This is a genomic window from Vibrio sp. R11-SG3-ISO9 (assembly GCF_059834255.1).
Genome location: NZ_JCBDGU010000052.1, coordinates 85,263 through 101,510, shown reverse-complemented (window position 1 = coordinate 101,510; position 16,248 = coordinate 85,263). Strand labels below are relative to the sequence as shown.

Below are 16,248 nucleotides of genomic sequence, written 5' to 3'. Positions count from 1 at the left end.
ATAGATTTTATAATGCAACATGACGCACAAAATAAACATAAACTGGTCAGATATTTGTATCAAAATCTATATTTATTGATATCTAACTCATTAATAAATAAGGTTATTGTTGGTTTTTAGCTAATTCGGTTTAGACGCTTCAGTTAGCGTCATCTAAGAGAGTTGGAGACAGGCGGGAACACTCAGGTACAAAAAAGCCCAAACCTCTATGAACGAGACTTGGGCGATAGAATGTTTGGCTACTGTTTCAGATAAGCGGCATGGAACTCAATATGCTCATCAATGAAGCTTGAGATGAAGTAGTAGCTGTGGTCGTAACCAGGCTGCATACGCAGATCTAAATCCGAGTTTGTTACTTTCGCTGCTTCAATTAGTTGCTCTGGTTTTAGCTGCTCAACCAAGAAATTATCGGCTTCGCCTTGATCAACCAACATTGGCAAAACTGTGCCCTTGGTTTTTAGAAGCTCAGACGCATCGTATTGTCGCCACTCTTCAATATCTAAACCTAAGTACTGGCTAAATGCCTTTTGTCCCCAAGGGCATTGCATTGGGTTGCTAATCGGGCTAAATGCAGAGATAGAGCGGTAGTTTTCTTGGTTTTTAATGCCAATGGTTAAGGCTCCATGACCGCCCATGCTGTGACCCGAGATAGACTTAACGGTCGTCACAGGGAAGAAAGACTCGATAAGCGCTGGAAGCTCAGTCACCACATAATCGTACATGTGGTAGTGTGCGTCCCACGGTGCATTAGTTGCATTCAGGTAAAAACCCGCACCTTGACCCATGTCGTACGCTTCGTCATCAGCAACTCCTTCGCCACGAGGGCTAGTATCAGGAGCTACTATCGCAATTCCTTGTTCTGCTGCCGCTTTAAATGCGCCCGCTTTCTGCATGAAATTTTCGTCAGTACAAGTTAGGCCTGATAGCCAGTATAGAACGGGCACTGGGTTCTCTTTGCTTGCGTTTGGCGGTAGGAAAATAGCGAAACGCATATTGCAGTTTAGCGTTGCAGAGAAATGTGTGTATTGCTTGTGCCAACCACCGGCAACCTTGGCTTGGCTAATATTTTCGATAGTCATTAAATTGTGCTCCGTTCGGTTGTTGGTCTGGAGAATCATTAAGATAAAGCTAAAATTTTGCTCTTTGTTAAAGGACGTCTTGATTCGCGAATTAAGCTCATAAATCGACTCTTAACAAAGGTAATTCACCACTTCCCGGGCGAAAAGTGGTGAAGGCAATGTGTTGGCTCTCAAGCGAGAGCCAAGCTAGGTATTATCTATCCATGTGTAGAACAGTACGGATAGACTCACCTTTGTGCATTAGGTCGAATGCGTCGTTTACTTCGTCAAGGCTCATTGTGTGAGTGATGAATTCTTGAAGACCAAACTCACCCGCCATGTAACGGTTTACGATTTCTGGAAGCTCAGAGCGGCCTTTAACGCCACCGAAAGCAGAACCACGCCATACACGACCTGTTACTAGTTGGAATGGACGAGTAGAGATCTCTTGGCCAGCACCAGCAACACCGATGATTACCGATTCGCCCCAACCTTTGTGACAACACTCAAGAGCTTGACGCATCACGTTTACGTTACCGATACACTCGAAAGAGTACTCAACACCACCGTCTGTCATTTCAACGATAACGTCTTGAATTGGCTTGTCAAAGTTCATTGGGTTGATGCAGTCAGTCGCGCCAAGCTGTTTTGCTAGCTCGAATTTGCTCTCGTTGATATCAACACCGATGATGCGATTAGCACCAGCCATGCGAGCACCAATGATTGCAGAAAGACCGATACCACCTAGGCCGAATACAGCAACGTTGTCGCCTTTTTCAACTTTCGCAGTGTTCAGTACCGCACCCATACCTGTTGTTACACCACAACCTAGAAGACAAACTTCTTCAAGTGGCGCTTCTTTGTTTACTTTCGCTAGTGAGATTTCAGGAAGAACCGTGTACTCAGAGAAAGTAGAACAACCCATGTAGTGGTAGATAGTCTCACCGTTGATAGAGAAACGGCTTGTACCATCTGGCATTAGACCTTTACCTTGAGTTTCACGAACTGCTTGGCAAAGGTTGGTTTTACCAGACTTACAGAACTTACACTCGCCACATTCTGCTGTATAAAGTGGGATAACGTGGTCGCCAACTTCAACGCTTGTTACGCCTTCGCCAACCATTTCAACGATACCGCCACCTTCGTGACCAAGGATAGAAGGGAAGATACCTTCTGGATCGTCACCTGATAGTGTGAATGCGTCAGTGTGACAAACACCAGTAGCAACGATACGAACAAGAACTTCGCCTGCCTTTGGCAGTTCAACATCAACAGTTTCGCGCTTTAGAGGCTCACCTGCTTTCCAAGCGACCATAGCTTTAGATTGAATATGAGTTTGACCCGGTTTGATTTCGATAGTCATTGGATGCTTCCTATTTATGTCATTACAGCGGACTTTTTGATTCTCAATATGCTCAACGTATTAAGCGTAGTTGAGCATGTTTGTTTCCGCTCTCTCGTTTTGTTGAGCCTAGTATAGGTGTGGCCCCTTGTTTTGATAATCCCACTAAATTGAAAATGATTATTACAAATAAGTAATAATCATGGTTTTGAACAGAACCATCTTGTGGAAAATTAACATCTTACGGAAAGGGACTTCTGAGTCTCTTTGAGGCGAAACAGTTGTCGTCACCTATTGTCATGGCTGAATAGATAGAAGGATAGAGCCGAAGCTGGTGGTAGCTATCTATGCGCAAATGGTTAAGTGAAAAAATGAGGGAAAATAGATTATTTAAGGATTAGTAGGCTCTATGCCGTTTTTACTTGATGTAAGGACTTAAGATTTTTTAAGGGACACCATAATAATTGCTTACTGAAAATCACATGAATCGGAAATAAAACTACAATATTCTGAGCGCCGTATTTTATGTTGTAGGTTTAATCATGCTGTTATCTCTTCCTCCCGCCATTATGCTTTCACTTGCGATTGTCCTTGAAGTCATCGCTACCTCGCTTCTTCCGAAAACCAATCAATTCACCTCAATTCCTACTTCAATCGCAGTTCTGGTTGGTTACGGCTGTGCTTTCTACCTTCTATCACTCACGGTACAAACCATGTCACTTGGTGTCGCCTACGCCATTTGGTGTGGCGCCGGCATCGTACTCGTCGCAGCTCTGTCTTGGCTGGTCTACGGGCAAAAGCTAGATATCTTCGCAGTCATCGGTATCGCCTTAATCCTGGCTGGCGTAGTGATCATCAACCTGTTTTCTAGCTCGGTGAGTCATTAGTTCGTTTTGATGCTTTGATTGACGATTGCATGTCTTTGGTACCGCAGTATTAAATCTATCTAGTCAAAAACCGACACAAATGAGTTCACACTCTGCTGAATGTTTTCTGCGAACAATTTAGCTAACTCAGACATCGGTTTGTGTGCTGGCGTAAGAATAGCATGATCGAATGTCACGACAGGGGAGAAAGGGCGAAAGACAACTTTCCCTTGATCACCTTTATAGAGTTTGTAACTAGCGGCACTTATTGGATCACAGATACAAGCACATAATTGTTGTTCAACAAACTCAAAACCAGAAATGTAGTTTTGCAGCTCGAACCTAGGGCGATAGGCGGCATTATGCTCTTCAAACAAAGCGCGTAAGTGCTCACTTGCAGCGTGACGGGTAAAAAGAGTCGCGAGTGGGAAGTCGTCTAGGTCGTTCGGGGTAATTGTCTCTTTCTTGGCAAGAGGATGATCAACGTGCAAGGCACAGACGCCTTGTAAGTGAATCGGTTCTACATGGAATGAGTCTCTATCTTTGGGTAACTCTGAGTAGCCGATATCGTATTGTTGGGAAGCAATCCAATCTTGAACCATGGTTGAGCTACGCATCATCATGGATACCTCAACCTCAGGCCTGTCTTTTACAAACTCCGCAATAACGTGAGGCATAAAGAATAATGCGGCGGCTGGCATGCAGGCGATCCTCAATTTGCCTCGCGTTAGGTTTTTCACTTCTGCCATTAACTGAGTCGCGCGTGAAAGCCGCTCTAGAATCGCATCGCTCTCTTCAAGTAAAAAATATGCCTCTGGATTTGGCACTAGTCGACCTTTATGTCGTTCGAATAATGCAAAGCCAAGTTCTTTCTCTAATCCGACCAGCATTGCGCTGATCGCCGGCTGTGTTCGGCACAACGTTTTAGCCGCTAAGGTCACGGATCCAGAGCGCATCACGGTGCGAAAGGTTTCTAGCTGTTTTATAGAAAGGTTATTCATACGAGCCTATAAGAAAAAGTTATCAGATTAGAGAAATTTTAAATTTGTTTTTATTGCTTGTCATCATTAAATTAACGAGGTGTTTACAAATAAAACAATAAGGAAATAACAACGTGGAGCAAAAGTTTAGATATCTACTCACTTTCCTGATTGCATCTGTGGCATTGATGCAGTTTGTTCAGGTAGTGACACGATATGTCTTTGAAGTCCCAATTATGGGGCTTGAAGAGTCGATGGTTATTCCGACCTTATGGCTCTACATGCTTGGTGCGGTGAATGCGTCTAGGGAAGATACGCAAATCCGTGCAAATGTACTGGAAATATTTATCAAGACAGAGCGAGGTCATCAAATATTAGCCCTTATCAGTGAAACGATCAGCTTGGTGATTTCGAGTTGGTTGACCTACTGGGCTTGGGACTACGTCAAGTATGCGTGGAGGGTTTGGAAAGAGAGCCCAACGCTTTATATCCCAACTTTTTATCACGAGTGCTCGGTCTTTATCGGCTTACTCCTGATTACCCTCTTTATCGCAATGCATGTGGTCAAGTTGATTCGTCAACTGATGTCCCCTTCCTATCAAGTAAATAAGGTCTAATTATGGTTGAAGTAGCTCTGTTGGCAGTAGCCGTTTTGGTCATACTGCTGACCTTTGGTGTCCCGTTACCGTTCTGTTTTGGTGGCGCGTTAATGGTGATGGTTTTTATCGGTGATATGTCGATGAAAGGCAATATGATGTGGGGAGCGGGTCAGCTGATGAACCCTGTTCTGCTAGCTATTCCGCTATTTGTTCTGGCAGGAACTATCATGAGCAGGAGCGGCATTGCCGCCAGTTTACTCGGATTTGTGAACGTGTTCGTAGGTCATATTCGTGGCGGTCTAGGGATTGTTGCATCCTTTAGTTGTGCAATCATTGGTGCCATTTCTGGTAGTGGGTTAACCGGTGTCGCGGCTATTGGTCCTTTGTTAATCCCTGAGATGGAAAAGCGCGGGTATCCAAGAGCGTATGCGACCGCACTGATTGCAAACTCGTCCATTTTGGGACTGTTGATTCCGCCAAGCGTAACCATGATTGTCTACGGTTGGGTAACGGATACCTCTATTCTAGCCTGTTTCCTAGCAACGCTTGGCCCTGGTTTATTAGTGACCTTCAACTTCGCATTAATCAATATGTACAAAGCGCGCAAGTTTCCATTGATATTGGATGATAAGCCGTCGATGTCAGAGTTGATTAAGCAAACCTCTAGCAAGACATTTAATGCCGTACCTGCTTTATTAATGCCGGTAATCATCTTAGGTGGAATCTATGGTGGCGTGATGACGCCGACTGAGGCCGCAGCTGTAGCCGTTATCTATGCTGTTCCAGTGGGTTTTCTTATCTACAAAGGTTTGAGCTGGAAAACACTGCTTATCTCGGGGAAAGAATCAGCAACGGCGGTCGGGTCAATCATGTTCATGATTCTGTTCAGCTTGATTCTTAGCCAGATGTTCGTGGTTGAGGATATTCCTCAGCAACTGGTCGAAGCGATTTTCGGGATCACCGAAAACAAAGTCCTGCTGCTTATTTTTATCAACATTTTGTTGTTCTTGGTAGGAATGGTGGTCAATGACCTGACTGCAATCATTCTTATCGCTCCGCTATTACTACCTCTGATGACCGCTATTGGCATCAGCCCGATTCAGTTTGCAGCAATCATGGGTGTGAATACAGCAATGGGTGGTGTTACTCCACCTTACGCGTCGATTCTATACCTAGGTGCACGTATCGGTAACGTTAAATTCTCCGAAGTAGTTGGCCCTGCAATGTCGCTGATACTACTTGGTTATCTACCTGTAGTGATTCTTACCTCTTTCTGGTCAGAACTATCACTCTTCCTCCCTACTGTGTTTGGTTACTAAAAGGAAATTACCAATGACAAAAACAAGTAAGTTTGCTCCTACTAAAGCACTGAAAAAATACACGTTGCTTGCTTCTCTTATCGCAGCTGCAGCGACGGTTATCCCTGCACAAGCGACGACGCTGAAAATCAGCCATGTTCGCCCACAAGGTACTGTCGTTGATAACGATATCAAACAACTCAGCGATGAACTGAAAGCGGCAACGGATGGTGATCTTAAGCTTCGAGTTTATGCAGCAAACGCTTTAGGTGACTACACCTTAGTTCAGGAACGTATCTCTGTTGGTGCGATTGACATGGCACTACAGCCTGCATCGACTTCAACGGATCGTAAAATGCAGATTGGCTTGCTACCTTTCCTTGCCAACAACTGGGAAGAAGCACAAAACATCTACGGTAGCGGAGCACCAGTCAGAACCGCAATGGAAGAGTTATTTGCTAAACAAGACATCACGCTACTTGCCGCTTACCCAGTTTATTTTGGTGGTATTTCACTGAATCGTAATGCGGTTGAAGCGGGTAACCCTGATGTGAGCAAAGGCATCAAGCTTCGCGTTCCGCCAATCAAGAGCTTCCAGCTACTTGCTGACAATGTAGGTTACATCGGCTCGCCACTACCGTTTTCAGAAGCCTTTACTGCAGTACAAACTGGGGTGGTAGATGGAGTGATTGGCTCTGGAGCTGAAGGTTATTATGCCTCGTTCCGTGATGTAACTAAAACGTACATTCCGCTCAATACTCACTTTGAGATCTGGTATCTGATGATTAACTCAGAGCGTTTGGATGACCTAGATGAAAACGAGAAAAACGCCTTGGTGTCGGCGGCGGCTGAGTTTGAATCTCGACGCTGGGGAGCGGCACAAATAGACCAGAAAGCTAACGAGCAAAAACTAGTTGATGCCGGCGCGACAATCGTCGAAATGACTCCGGTACAGCTGAAATTGACGGCGGATAAGGTTCGTACAACCGTATGGCCTCAAATCATTAATGATATTGGTTCTGACTGGAGCCAACCAATTCTAGACAAAGCGCTTAATTAAACTAAGCGCACCTCCAAGTAGGGGCGTTGTTGTGCCCCTTATTACAAAAGTCTGAAGAGAACGATATGAAACCGGATTACATAATTGTCGGTGGAGGCGTCGTGGGCTGCGCAGTGGCTTACGGACTGCTCAAAGCTGGCCACAAGGTAACAGTACTCGATGGTGGAGATAAGGCTCATCGTGCATCACGAGGGAATTTTGGCTTGGTGTGGCTATCGAGTAAAGGTTTAGGTGCCCCTCATTATGCCGCGTGGACACGTCGCTCAGTGGGGCTATGGCGCAAGCTGGCTGATGAGCTTGAAGAGACGACGGGTGAAGAACTCAATCTTGTTCAAAACGGGGGGTACGACTTTCATTTTTGCCAGCAAGAGATGGCTGAGAAAGCCAAGCAATATGAGGTGCTTCGACAACAACTGGGTACGGATCATCCCTACGAAGTCTGGGATAGAGATCGTCTTATTGCTGAAGAACCAGACATTGGTGAAGAAGTTGTTGGTGCTATTTATGGCCCGGAAGATGGGCATGTGAATCCGTTAAATCTGCTTCGTGCTTACACTAAAGCAATCAATGAGTTAGGCGCAAATGTTGTCACTGGCGTTACTGTGTCAGAGATAAGCAAAAACGATTCACAGCGATTCGACGTCGTACTGCAAGATGGAACGCGTTACAACAGCGCTAAAGTGGTTTTGTCGGCAGGTTTAGGATCGGCGGAACTGGGTCCTAAGCTTGGCTTTGTTGCACCAATTAGCGCACAAAAAGGTCAAGTTCTTATTACCGAAAAGCTACCTCCAAGATTGAAGCGTGCTTCAGGAATCATCAGACAGGTTAATGAAGGCGGTATTCAGATTGGAGACTCTAAGGAGAACGCTGGTTTTGATGATAGCGATACCTTAGACGTGACGGCGGCGATAGCTGAACGCGCGATTGCGGTTTATCCGTTTTTAGCCCAGACAAAGTTGGTTCGTAGCTGGGGAGCAATTCGCATTATATCTCCCGATGGCTTACCGATATATCAACAGTCGAAAACCAATTCAGGCGCTTATCTCATTAGTTGTCATAGTGGTATTACATTAGCCGCAGCGCACAGTTTTTTGCTCCCAGCTTGGCTAGAAGAAGCAGCGGATGCACCAACTTTGGAGTTATTCAGTGAAGACAGGTTCTAAGTTTCAACGAATGGTTGCGACAGAAAGGTCGCAACAGACGGTGGAGTTTTTTTGGGAAGGCAAGCCATACACAGCCCATGTTGGTGACACCATTGCGGCTGCATTGTTGGCTGCAGGTGTTGACCATACTCGAGAGTCTCCACAGTCGGGAGCCCCCCGCGCCCCGTTTTGCATGATGGGTAGTTGCTTTGAGTGTCGTGTTCAAGTCAATGGTGAGCACAATGTTCAAGCATGTATGAATGTAATAGAAGATGGCATGACGATTTGCCGTCAGACAAATTAGTGGTGAGTTCATGCAAGACGAAATAAAAAAACAAGTCGATGTATGTGTCATTGGTGCTGGCCCAGCGGGAATGAGTGCTGCAGTGAGATGCGCAGAAGCAGGTGCCAGTGTGGTTGTGATTGATGAACAGCCGATCCCGGGAGGTCAGATATATCGAGCGCAGAAAGAACAAGGGCATCCTAACGGCTCTATCTTTGGGCCCGACTATCAACATGGTGCAAGCATAATCAAGGCGTTTAATCGAGCGCCGCTGACCCATATTACCAGGGCGACACTGTGGCGAATCGACAGTGAAAACTGCGTCTACTGGAGTCAAAATGGTGTAGCCAATAAAACCGTAGCGAAACAAATCATCATTGCGACTGGGGCAACGGAACGGCCATTTCCCTTCGTCGGTTGGACTTTACCGGGAGCGATGACCGCGGGTGCGTGTCAGATTATGATGAAAACCTCGGGCTTAGTTCCAACCAATGCTGTGCTTGTCGGTACTGGGCCACTCATCTATTTGCTCGCGGCACAGATGGTCGATGCGGGCTCGCCTCCTAAAGCGATTGTGGATACCCAACAACCTAGCAGTTACGTCGAAGCGATTCGCTATGCGGGCGGAGCTTTAAAAGGTCGCAAGGTACTTTTCAAAGGCCTTAAGCTATTGGCTAAAATCCGTCGTGCTGGAGTCAAACGCTATACCGGTGCCACCGACATAGCCGCTTATGGAGATCAAGCTGTCGAGCGACTCACTTTCACCGCTCAAGGACAGCCACACGCCTTAAATACCGACACTTTGCTCTCTCATATTGGCGTTGTTCCTAATGTTCAGCTCACGAGAGCAATGGGCTTAGAGCACGAATGGGATCCGCTACAGATCTGTTGGCGACCAAGGGTTGATCAATACCACCAAAGCTCTCGCCAAGGTGTTTTTGTTGCTGGAGATGGCAGCGGCATTGGTGGAGCAATGGCTGCGCAATACCAAGGTCAGCTTGCTGCAGTTAGTGCTTTAATGTCGCTTGAAAGTGATGGAGAAATGTCACTGACTGAAGAACGAGACAAGCTTAGAGCATTGATTCATAAAGAGATTGGAGTGCGACCGTTTTTGGACGCACTGTACACACCACCTAAGCAGGCACTAACACCAAGCGATCAGACTATTGTTTGTCGTTGTGAGGAAGTCACAGCAGGACAAATTCGTCGTCAGGTAGAGAGAGGTGCGCACGGGATCAATCAAATCAAAACCTACACGCGTTGCGGTATGGGGCCTTGTCAGGGACGCTATTGCGGTACCACGGTGGCTCATATTATCCAAGAGGAAGCAGGGATTCCTATGGAGAAGGTGGGCTATTACCGCCTGAGAAATCCGATTAAACCACTCAAACTGGGTGAGTTGGCTAGTTTGACCCCAATCGGCGAATCATTCATGTACAAATATAGAAATAAAGGAACACAAAATGACTCACATCCAGCGTAATCACACCAATCAAAGAATGAGCAAAATCGTTGTCCATAATGATACTGTCTATCTTTGTGGTCAGGTCGGTGTGAAAGGCACCAGCGTTGCTGAACAAACCGCAGAGGCGTTATCCCGAGTTGAAAGCCTGCTAATTGAAGCGGGTAGTGATAAAGAGCATGTGTTACAAACCACGGTTTGGTTGGCAGACATGCAGGACTTTGCGGAAATGAACCATGTTTGGGACGAGTGGTTTAAACCTGGTTGTGCTCCTGCGAGAGCGTGTGGTGAAGCCAAGTTGGCAAGCCCTGAACTAAAAGTAGAGCTATTAGTTACAGCTGCCGTAAAACAGACTAACTAAAGATACCTAAGTAATAGTACATCGCTCTAAAGGATTGTCTCTTAGGGCGATGTTTTGTCCTTTAACATTCATATAGAATCCATCTTTAACACCGCCACAAACGCATCCAAATACGCTTCTTTAGCGAAGTCTGCTGAAACAGTTGGTAGCTCTACGGTAATACACGGTAGGTTTCTCTCTTCGCACCATGTGCCGAATGACCCCGGGGTTTCATAATCGACATCTTCGACGACTGGTAGGTTGAACTGCTTTCCTAACCAAGAGGCGAGTGGTTTGTAGCCCAGAGTTTAAAGAGCGCTACCAAGAACAGCTCGACGCTCGCGACTTCGCTTTTACCGAAAACCAATCAGTTCACCTCAATACCTACTTCAATTGCAGTGCTAGTTGGTTACGGTTGCGCTTTCTATCTTCTATCACTCACAGTACAAACCATGTCACTTGGCGTCGCATACGCCATTTGGTGTGGCGCAGGCATCGTGCTCGTCGCAGCCTTATCTTGGCTGGTTTATGGACAAAAGCTCGATATCTACACAGCTTACCAAGTTTGAATGTAGTTTGCGCATGGAAAGTGGCGTGTTTTTATGTGAGGGTAGAGTACGTATTTTGATATATTTTCTATAATTTTTAGCGTCTTATGATAAGTTAATCAAAAGTCAGTCAGACAGAAAAACAAGCCTGCCTGTGATTAAGAATTCTAAATGGCAGAACTTATGTCAAATATATCGATAGTTATGGCTCTGTATGTAGAGAAATTAATAAGCGAAGAAAAAGTGATAGCTTGGGCTGACAAACAAATTCTTGCGAATGCCGAACCATTTGAGCCATTGTGTCAGCTATCAGTTGAAGGCCCTAAATCATGCTTACGCTTACCTGAAAGTGAATTTCCGCGATACAACGAATTTACATTTATGGAAAAATTTGCACTTCGTACCCACGATTTAGATATTGAAAATGGTGACGAACTAACAGATTTTTTAATATGGCTAGCTTCTGCAAGTTTAGGTTACGACATTCAAGACCCTGAAGTTCACCTTGGCTACCTGATTGATCATTACTGGTTTGAATGTGGTGACAAAGAATATGCATTGAGTTTTGCTCGCCAAGAACTACCTCCATTGATTGTAAAACACAAGAGTGTTGCGAAGGGGATCTGGAAGCAAGCGGTTTAACATAGTTTCAAGATGACGCGTTACACTTGGCGGTTTTGGCATGGAATTCGATGTGCTTGGTTGGTTCGCCGTGGTGCACCTTGTGCAAAGGCGTTAGCTGTTTAGGTATTTAAGGATATTATGAGTTTTAAAAAGCGATTTTTAGAAGCTTTACCAGAGGTTCCTGCTGGGATAGATATAGGCTTAGGTGAGTTTGTTACTTATGATAAATCGACCCTTGCAGTATTAGAGCGTGAGAGTTCCGACTTTCTTCATGAAGTTGGCATGCCCGTTTGTGCTTCCCCATTCTTAAATTTCAACTCTTACTCGTCCTACGAAATATCTGAACTATATGAATTAGGGGTATTAACCGAATCATATTACCCAATTGGTTCAAACGGTTCTGGTGATATTCTAGCTATAGATATAAAAAGTAACGAAATAGTCTATTTTAATCATGATTGTAATAATGAGAGAGTATTCATTAATTCTTCGCTAGATAAGTTATCAGAAAGCCTATGTATATTTCAGCTGTGCCTTACAAACTCAAGTATGAACCAATGTAGTGAGCTCATTCGGAAAGTGGATCCTAGTGCGATTCAAGTCAATACAATGTGGTTTGATGAAATTCAGTCTGAAATGGAAAGCAGCTAACAAATTGTTCATTAGTGATTCGGCATGCGCGGCACTTTTACTATGCGTCAGGAGGAAGGGTTGGGTAATCAGTTTATGGATTTAGCGAATGAGTATCCGGAAACAGGTAGCAAACTAGGAATTGCGCTTTCTACCTTAGGTCAGATACCTATTAATGGTATGAGAGTCGCGCCTGAAAATGGTACCAATGGTTAGTATATATGGTGCGGTGAAAAGCTGTCTTCAAACGCAGACTTCTTTGACCCGATACATGTTGAGCATATAGTTAAACACTTACCGCAACTGCAAGCTTATCTTGGTTTACCTCCTGGCTATCGTTTCCGAATAGATAACAATGGTTACGAAGATATCTGGTATGACAGCAGCTTGTTGGAAGAAAACGTATCACAACCATTTAAGGTTTCAATATACTAGTTCTAACTATATCGAGGGCGTTAGACCTTAAATTCTAACGCGCTTCTGTTTAATAATGAGCGCACTAACTTCCCTTAAGTCCCAACACCGCCACAAACGCATCCAAATACTCTTCTATAGCGAAGTCTGCCGAAACGGGCGGCAGTTCCACCGTTATACACGGTAGGTTTCTTTCTTCGCACCATGTACCAAATGAACCTGGGGTTTCGTAATTGACATCTTCGACGACTGGTAGGTTGAACTGCTTTCCTAACCAAGAGGCGAGTTGTGATTGGGCTGGGTCGTCAATGAGTGCGAGTGGTTCGTGGAAAGAGATCACGAACTTTGGCTTACGCTCTTCGATAAGGTTTATCAGCGATTGTACTTCTGGTTCAAGTTGGTCTGGCTGCCCGGTGCTCACTTTTACATCTCTAACTGGAGTGTTTGAACTCCAGCGATATACAGTACCATCTTTTTTCCAGTTTTTAGTTGGGAAGGCGCGGTTTAAGTCTACTTGATTGGCGTTAGCGCGAGTGCCCAATTGATTGCCGTCTGGGTTCATCGACAAGATCACGTCGTGCCTTAGGTTAGCGGCTGGCAAGCTTCTTAACGCGCACGACAAGCCTGCGATAGACGCGGTTTCATCGCCGTGGGTGCCCGCTAAAATGAGCCCGCGAGCGTCGCTTTTGATTTGGGCAGGGAAATAGAGCAAAGGAGCCCCTAATACAGAACTTCCATACGTCAGCGGCTTTATTGAAAACGCAGCTCTTTCCGTTCTTGGAATTAAACTCACCTTAATCTCCCGATTGATCAAGTACTATCAAGTATTAACTATTAGATAAATACAACTGTCAAAACTCGTCAACTGTCGCATGGTTAGTTTTATTACTCTGCTTCAAAGATAGGCTAGGAGAGCAAAAACATATGGATTTTAAAAAACAGTCAACGGCTTTACTCATCTCATCTTTATTGACCCCTTTTATCTCAGTAACAGCCGCCGCAGATACTCTGCCTGCAGGAACCACTCTGGCTAAGGAACAACATTTAGTCCGTGCTAATGATGCCGAAGCAGCGACGCTCGACCCTGCCAAAGCTGAAGGCTTGCCGGAAATGCATATCTTACGAGACTTGTTTGAAGGTTTAGTGATTCAAGACCGCGATGGTAATATTACTCCGGGCGTTGCTGAGTCTTGGGAAACCGAGGACAACAAAACCTTTGTGTTCCATCTGCGTAAAGATGCCAAGTGGTCGAACGGCGATCCAGTCACGGCAGACGATTTTGTATATGCACTAAGACGTGCTGTCGATCCTAAGACGGCATCACCGAACGTGTGGTATCTGAAGCTCACCAAAATCAACAATATTGCTGATGTAGCAGAAGGCAAAAAGCCGTTAGATGCATTGGGTGTGACCGCTATTGATAAGCACACGCTTCGCTTCGAACTTGATAGTAAAGTCCCTTACTTTGTGGCGATGACAGGCCACACTTCGATGATGCCTGTTCACAAGGCCAATCTAGAAAGCAGTGATAAACCCTGGAGCGATCCGAAGCAGTTTGTGGGTAATGGTGCTTTCCTTCTGGATGAATGGGTGGTCAATGAGCGTGTGGAATTGAAGAAGAACCCAAATTACTGGGATAGTGATGATACGCACCTAAATCAGTTGACTTACATTCCGTTTGAAAACCAGAATGCATCGATTAATCGCTATGCGGTGGGTGAGGTCGACATCACTTCCGATGTACCAACGCATATGGCGCAAAAGCTACAGAAAGAGTATCAGGAAGCTTATACCGCAGTCCCTCTGTTGTGTACTTATTACTATGCGTTTAACACCACCCGTGCGCCGTTTGATGACGTGCGAGTCCGTCAAGCTGTCTCCTATTCGATCATGCGTGATGTTGTCACAAATGGTGTCACACAAGTGGGCAACTTGCCTGCCTATACCTTTGCTCACGAATACACTGCAGGCTTCGATGCCACTCAGCCGGAATACAGCCAGTGGACGCAAGATCAGCGTGATGAAAAAGCGCAACAGCTGCTGAAAGAAGCGGGGTATGATGCGTCTAACCCATTGGATTTCAAGTTACTCTACAACACCAGTGAGTCTAACAAGTCGATTGCGGTGGCGATTGCATCAATGTTGAAAAATAACTTGGGTGCCAAGGTTGAGTTAGAAAACCAAGAGTGGAAATCTTACTTGGTGTCTCGGAGGCAGGGTGACTTTGATGTGATGCGTGCTTCTTGGTGTGGTGACTATAACGAAGCCTCTACGTTCCTTAGCCTGCTGCGTTCTGGTTCATCGGGTAACTTTGCGCGTTACAGCAGTGAAGCTTATGACCAAGCGATGGAGAGTGCGCTATCGGCAACTACTGAACAAGAGCGTCAAACTTTTTATGACCAAGCAGAACAGGCGCTAGCGGTCGATATGCCAATTGCTCCAATCTACTACTACATGCAAGCACGCTTGGTTCGCCCAACCGTAGGTGGCTTTGCCAAGAATAATGTAGAAGGGCGCATTTACTCCAAAGATCTCTACATTAAGCAGTAAGTTCGTGCTCGTTTAAATAACACACAAACGCATTATTATTAGAAAAGGGACGGTGATCATAAATCTTTGATCAACGTCCCTTCGTCATTATTCTGTAACGCTAACCGCAAAAAACTGAAACCTGATTGAAGTAATTTTCACTTTTATTTCAATTAGGTGAAGCCATGTTACCCCCTCTACGCGCCCTCGTGGCATTCGAAGCGGTTGCCCGCCTTGGCTCAATAGGAGCGGCGGCGCGCGAGCTGTGTGTTACCCAAGCAGCGGTAAGCCAACAGCTCAAAAGCCTAGAGACCTTTTTCGATACGACACTGTTTGAACGCAGCTCAAAGGGCGTGCGTTTAACCTCTGCTGCGCAGCAGTATCAACCGATTGTTTCGGGCTCACTTGCTCACCTCAAGCTACAAACGCAAATCCTATTTGGTGAGAAAGAGACCGACGTATTGAGCCTGCGCGTCAATCACACCTTCTGCCATAACTGGCTATTGCCACGGCTCGCCTCTTTTTATCAAAAATATCCCTTTATTCGCTTGGATATTCAGCTGGTGGACTGGCCATCGACCACGCCTTGTCAAAATGTAGATATCGAACTGACCAACGGCAAAGTCGAGAGCGAAGACACCCATTTTGAACGACTTTTTCAAGAGCATTGGCAACTGGTTTGCAGCCCAGATTTTAAAGAGCGCTACCAAGAACAGCTCGATGCTCTTGACTTTGCTTCATTGCCAACAGTGCAAGTGAAAGGCTACCGCGAGAACTGGTTGCAATGGCTGAGCCATAACCAGTTTGAGATGTCACTGCCGCAAGTTCAGCTAGAAATTAGTAACTCACTACACGCGCTAGAGGCGGTTAAGCAGGGCGTTGGTGTGCTGCTGGTGAGGTCGTTGGCGGTTACTGAACTGCTTAAGAAAGGGGAGGTAGTGCTCGCCAGTGACGCCTTTATGCCTGCTGAATCTGCCCACTACCTGATTACTAAACATAGTCGAAGTGCCAAGGTGAATTTCTTCTGTGATTGGCTCTATCACCAAATTGAAAGTGCAGAGCCTGAGTAAAGG

Annotated in this window: 18 protein-coding genes and 2 pseudogenes; 15 read left to right on the top strand and 5 right to left on the bottom strand. The window is 45.5% G+C overall.

The annotated features are described in order from the left end of the window. Positions 1–239: 239 nt before the first annotated feature. Positions 240–1,079, bottom strand: coding sequence for an S-formylglutathione hydrolase (gene fghA / locus AC6R05_RS19615; RefSeq protein ID WP_500648380.1), 840 nt, complete (start codon positions 1,077–1,079; stop codon positions 240–242). Between the two features lie 193 nt (positions 1,080–1,272). Then, positions 1,273–2,421: an S-(hydroxymethyl)glutathione dehydrogenase/class III alcohol dehydrogenase gene (locus tag AC6R05_RS19610; protein WP_032553487.1), complete on the bottom strand. Its 1,149-nt coding sequence runs from the start codon at positions 2,419–2,421 to the stop codon at positions 1,273–1,275. Positions 2,422–2,942: 521 nt separating this feature from the next. Here AC6R05_RS19610 and AC6R05_RS19605 point away from each other — a divergent pair. Next, entirely contained in the window at positions 2,943–3,287 is a 345-nt protein-coding gene (locus AC6R05_RS19605; RefSeq protein ID WP_500648379.1) for a DMT family transporter, read from the top strand. Positions 3,288–3,346: 59 nt separating this feature from the next. On the opposite strand, the gene AC6R05_RS19600 is transcribed toward AC6R05_RS19605, so the two are convergent. Beyond that, positions 3,347–4,267 carry a LysR substrate-binding domain-containing protein gene (locus AC6R05_RS19600; RefSeq protein ID WP_285465242.1) on the bottom strand — a complete coding sequence of 307 codons (921 nt, stop codon included), beginning with the start codon at positions 4,265–4,267 and terminating at the stop codon, positions 3,347–3,349. Between the two features lie 113 nt (positions 4,268–4,380). Here AC6R05_RS19600 and AC6R05_RS19595 point away from each other — a divergent pair, with 113 nt between their 5' ends. From AC6R05_RS19595 to AC6R05_RS19565, 7 genes are all read left to right on the top strand, one after another. After that, positions 4,381–4,863, top strand: a complete 483-nt coding sequence (locus AC6R05_RS19595; RefSeq protein WP_008079941.1) for a TRAP transporter small permease — start codon at positions 4,381–4,383, stop codon at positions 4,861–4,863. Between the two features lie 2 nt (positions 4,864–4,865). Beyond that, the gene (locus AC6R05_RS19590) at positions 4,866–6,164 is read left to right on the top strand and encodes a TRAP transporter large permease (RefSeq protein WP_032553484.1); all 1,299 of its coding nucleotides are present in this window, start codon (positions 4,866–4,868) and stop codon (positions 6,162–6,164) included. A gap of 13 nt (positions 6,165–6,177) precedes the next feature. Beyond that, positions 6,178–7,203, top strand: coding sequence for a TRAP transporter substrate-binding protein DctP (gene dctP, locus AC6R05_RS19585; protein ID WP_032553483.1), 1,026 nt, complete (start codon positions 6,178–6,180; stop codon positions 7,201–7,203). Positions 7,204–7,268: 65 nt separating this feature from the next. After that, positions 7,269–8,366, top strand: coding sequence for an NAD(P)/FAD-dependent oxidoreductase (locus AC6R05_RS19580; RefSeq protein ID WP_500648378.1), 1,098 nt, complete (start codon positions 7,269–7,271; stop codon positions 8,364–8,366). Further along, positions 8,350–8,649 (top strand): (2Fe-2S)-binding protein, encoded by a 300-nt coding sequence (locus AC6R05_RS19575; protein WP_032553481.1) that lies wholly within the window; start codon positions 8,350–8,352, stop codon positions 8,647–8,649. Before AC6R05_RS19580 ends, AC6R05_RS19575 begins: the two co-directional genes overlap by 17 nt. Positions 8,650–8,659: 10 nt before the next feature. Continuing rightward, positions 8,660–10,111, top strand: a complete 1,452-nt coding sequence (locus AC6R05_RS19570; RefSeq protein ID WP_500648377.1) for an FAD-dependent oxidoreductase — start codon at positions 8,660–8,662, stop codon at positions 10,109–10,111. Further along, positions 10,092–10,451 (top strand): RidA family protein, encoded by a 360-nt coding sequence (locus tag AC6R05_RS19565; protein WP_500648376.1) that lies wholly within the window; start codon positions 10,092–10,094, stop codon positions 10,449–10,451. The genes AC6R05_RS19570 and AC6R05_RS19565 overlap by 20 nt, the downstream gene beginning before the upstream one ends. Positions 10,452–10,519: 68 nt before the next feature. On the opposite strand, the pseudogene AC6R05_RS19560 reads toward AC6R05_RS19565, so the two are convergent. Further along, a pseudogene (locus tag AC6R05_RS19560) lies at positions 10,520–10,720 on the bottom strand (murein tripeptide amidase MpaA); the annotation flags it as partial. Between the two features lie 48 nt (positions 10,721–10,768). Between AC6R05_RS19560 and AC6R05_RS19555 the strand changes: the two are divergent. From AC6R05_RS19555 to AC6R05_RS19535, 5 genes and pseudogenes are all read left to right on the top strand, one after another. Then, positions 10,769–10,981, top strand: a pseudogene (locus AC6R05_RS19555) (DMT family transporter); the annotation flags it as partial. Positions 10,982–11,149: 168 nt separating this feature from the next. Beyond that, positions 11,150–11,620, top strand: coding sequence for a eukaryotic translation initiation factor 4 gamma (locus AC6R05_RS19550; RefSeq protein WP_239839222.1), 471 nt, complete (start codon positions 11,150–11,152; stop codon positions 11,618–11,620). A gap of 120 nt (positions 11,621–11,740) precedes the next feature. Continuing rightward, positions 11,741–12,253 carry an SMI1/KNR4 family protein gene (locus AC6R05_RS19545; RefSeq protein ID WP_239839221.1) on the top strand — a complete coding sequence of 171 codons (513 nt, stop codon included), beginning with the start codon at positions 11,741–11,743 and terminating at the stop codon, positions 12,251–12,253. 42 nt (positions 12,254–12,295) lie between these two features. After that, positions 12,296–12,448 carry a hypothetical protein gene (locus AC6R05_RS19540; RefSeq protein ID WP_500648375.1) on the top strand — a complete coding sequence of 51 codons (153 nt, stop codon included), beginning with the start codon at positions 12,296–12,298 and terminating at the stop codon, positions 12,446–12,448. Positions 12,449–12,451: 3 nt separating this feature from the next. Further along, entirely contained in the window at positions 12,452–12,667 is a 216-nt protein-coding gene (locus AC6R05_RS19535) for an immunity protein Imm33 domain-containing protein (protein WP_500648457.1), read from the top strand. Positions 12,668–12,731: 64 nt separating this feature from the next. Here AC6R05_RS19535 and mpaA read toward each other — a convergent pair whose 3' ends face one another. After that, the gene (gene mpaA, locus AC6R05_RS19530; RefSeq protein ID WP_500648374.1) at positions 12,732–13,439 is read right to left on the bottom strand and encodes a murein tripeptide amidase MpaA; all 708 of its coding nucleotides are present in this window, start codon (positions 13,437–13,439) and stop codon (positions 12,732–12,734) included. A 131-nt stretch (positions 13,440–13,570) separates the two neighbouring features. On the opposite strand from mpaA, the gene AC6R05_RS19525 reads away from it, so the two are divergent. Together AC6R05_RS19525 and AC6R05_RS19520 are read left to right on the top strand one after the other, a co-directional pair. Beyond that, entirely contained in the window at positions 13,571–15,196 is a 1,626-nt protein-coding gene (locus AC6R05_RS19525) for an ABC transporter substrate-binding protein (protein ID WP_500648373.1), read from the top strand. A gap of 164 nt (positions 15,197–15,360) precedes the next feature. Next, positions 15,361–16,245 (top strand): LysR substrate-binding domain-containing protein, encoded by an 885-nt coding sequence (locus tag AC6R05_RS19520; RefSeq protein ID WP_500648372.1) that lies wholly within the window; start codon positions 15,361–15,363, stop codon positions 16,243–16,245. Positions 16,246–16,248 lie beyond the last annotated feature (3 nt).

Coding starts and splice junctions, on each gene's coding strand:
- fghA (WP_500648380.1), bottom strand. CDS start 1,079: ATGACTATCGAAAATATTAGCCAAGCCAAGGTTGCCGGTGGTTGGCAC.
- AC6R05_RS19610 (WP_032553487.1), bottom strand. CDS start 2,421: ATGACTATCGAAATCAAACCGGGTCAAACTCATATTCAATCTAAAGCT.
- AC6R05_RS19605 (WP_500648379.1), top strand. CDS start 2,943: ATGCTGTTATCTCTTCCTCCCGCCATTATGCTTTCACTTGCGATTGTC.
- AC6R05_RS19600 (WP_285465242.1), bottom strand. CDS start 4,267: ATGAATAACCTTTCTATAAAACAGCTAGAAACCTTTCGCACCGTGATG.
- AC6R05_RS19590 (WP_032553484.1), top strand. CDS start 4,866: ATGGTTGAAGTAGCTCTGTTGGCAGTAGCCGTTTTGGTCATACTGCTG.
- dctP (WP_032553483.1), top strand. CDS start 6,178: ATGACAAAAACAAGTAAGTTTGCTCCTACTAAAGCACTGAAAAAATAC.
- AC6R05_RS19580 (WP_500648378.1), top strand. CDS start 7,269: ATGAAACCGGATTACATAATTGTCGGTGGAGGCGTCGTGGGCTGCGCA.
- AC6R05_RS19570 (WP_500648377.1), top strand. CDS start 8,660: ATGCAAGACGAAATAAAAAAACAAGTCGATGTATGTGTCATTGGTGCT.
- AC6R05_RS19565 (WP_500648376.1), top strand. CDS start 10,092: ATGACTCACATCCAGCGTAATCACACCAATCAAAGAATGAGCAAAATC.
- AC6R05_RS19550 (WP_239839222.1), top strand. CDS start 11,150: ATGGCAGAACTTATGTCAAATATATCGATAGTTATGGCTCTGTATGTA.
- AC6R05_RS19545 (WP_239839221.1), top strand. CDS start 11,741: ATGAGTTTTAAAAAGCGATTTTTAGAAGCTTTACCAGAGGTTCCTGCT.
- AC6R05_RS19540 (WP_500648375.1), top strand. CDS start 12,296: ATGCGTCAGGAGGAAGGGTTGGGTAATCAGTTTATGGATTTAGCGAAT.
- AC6R05_RS19525 (WP_500648373.1), top strand. CDS start 13,571: ATGGATTTTAAAAAACAGTCAACGGCTTTACTCATCTCATCTTTATTG.
- AC6R05_RS19520 (WP_500648372.1), top strand. CDS start 15,361: ATGTTACCCCCTCTACGCGCCCTCGTGGCATTCGAAGCGGTTGCCCGC.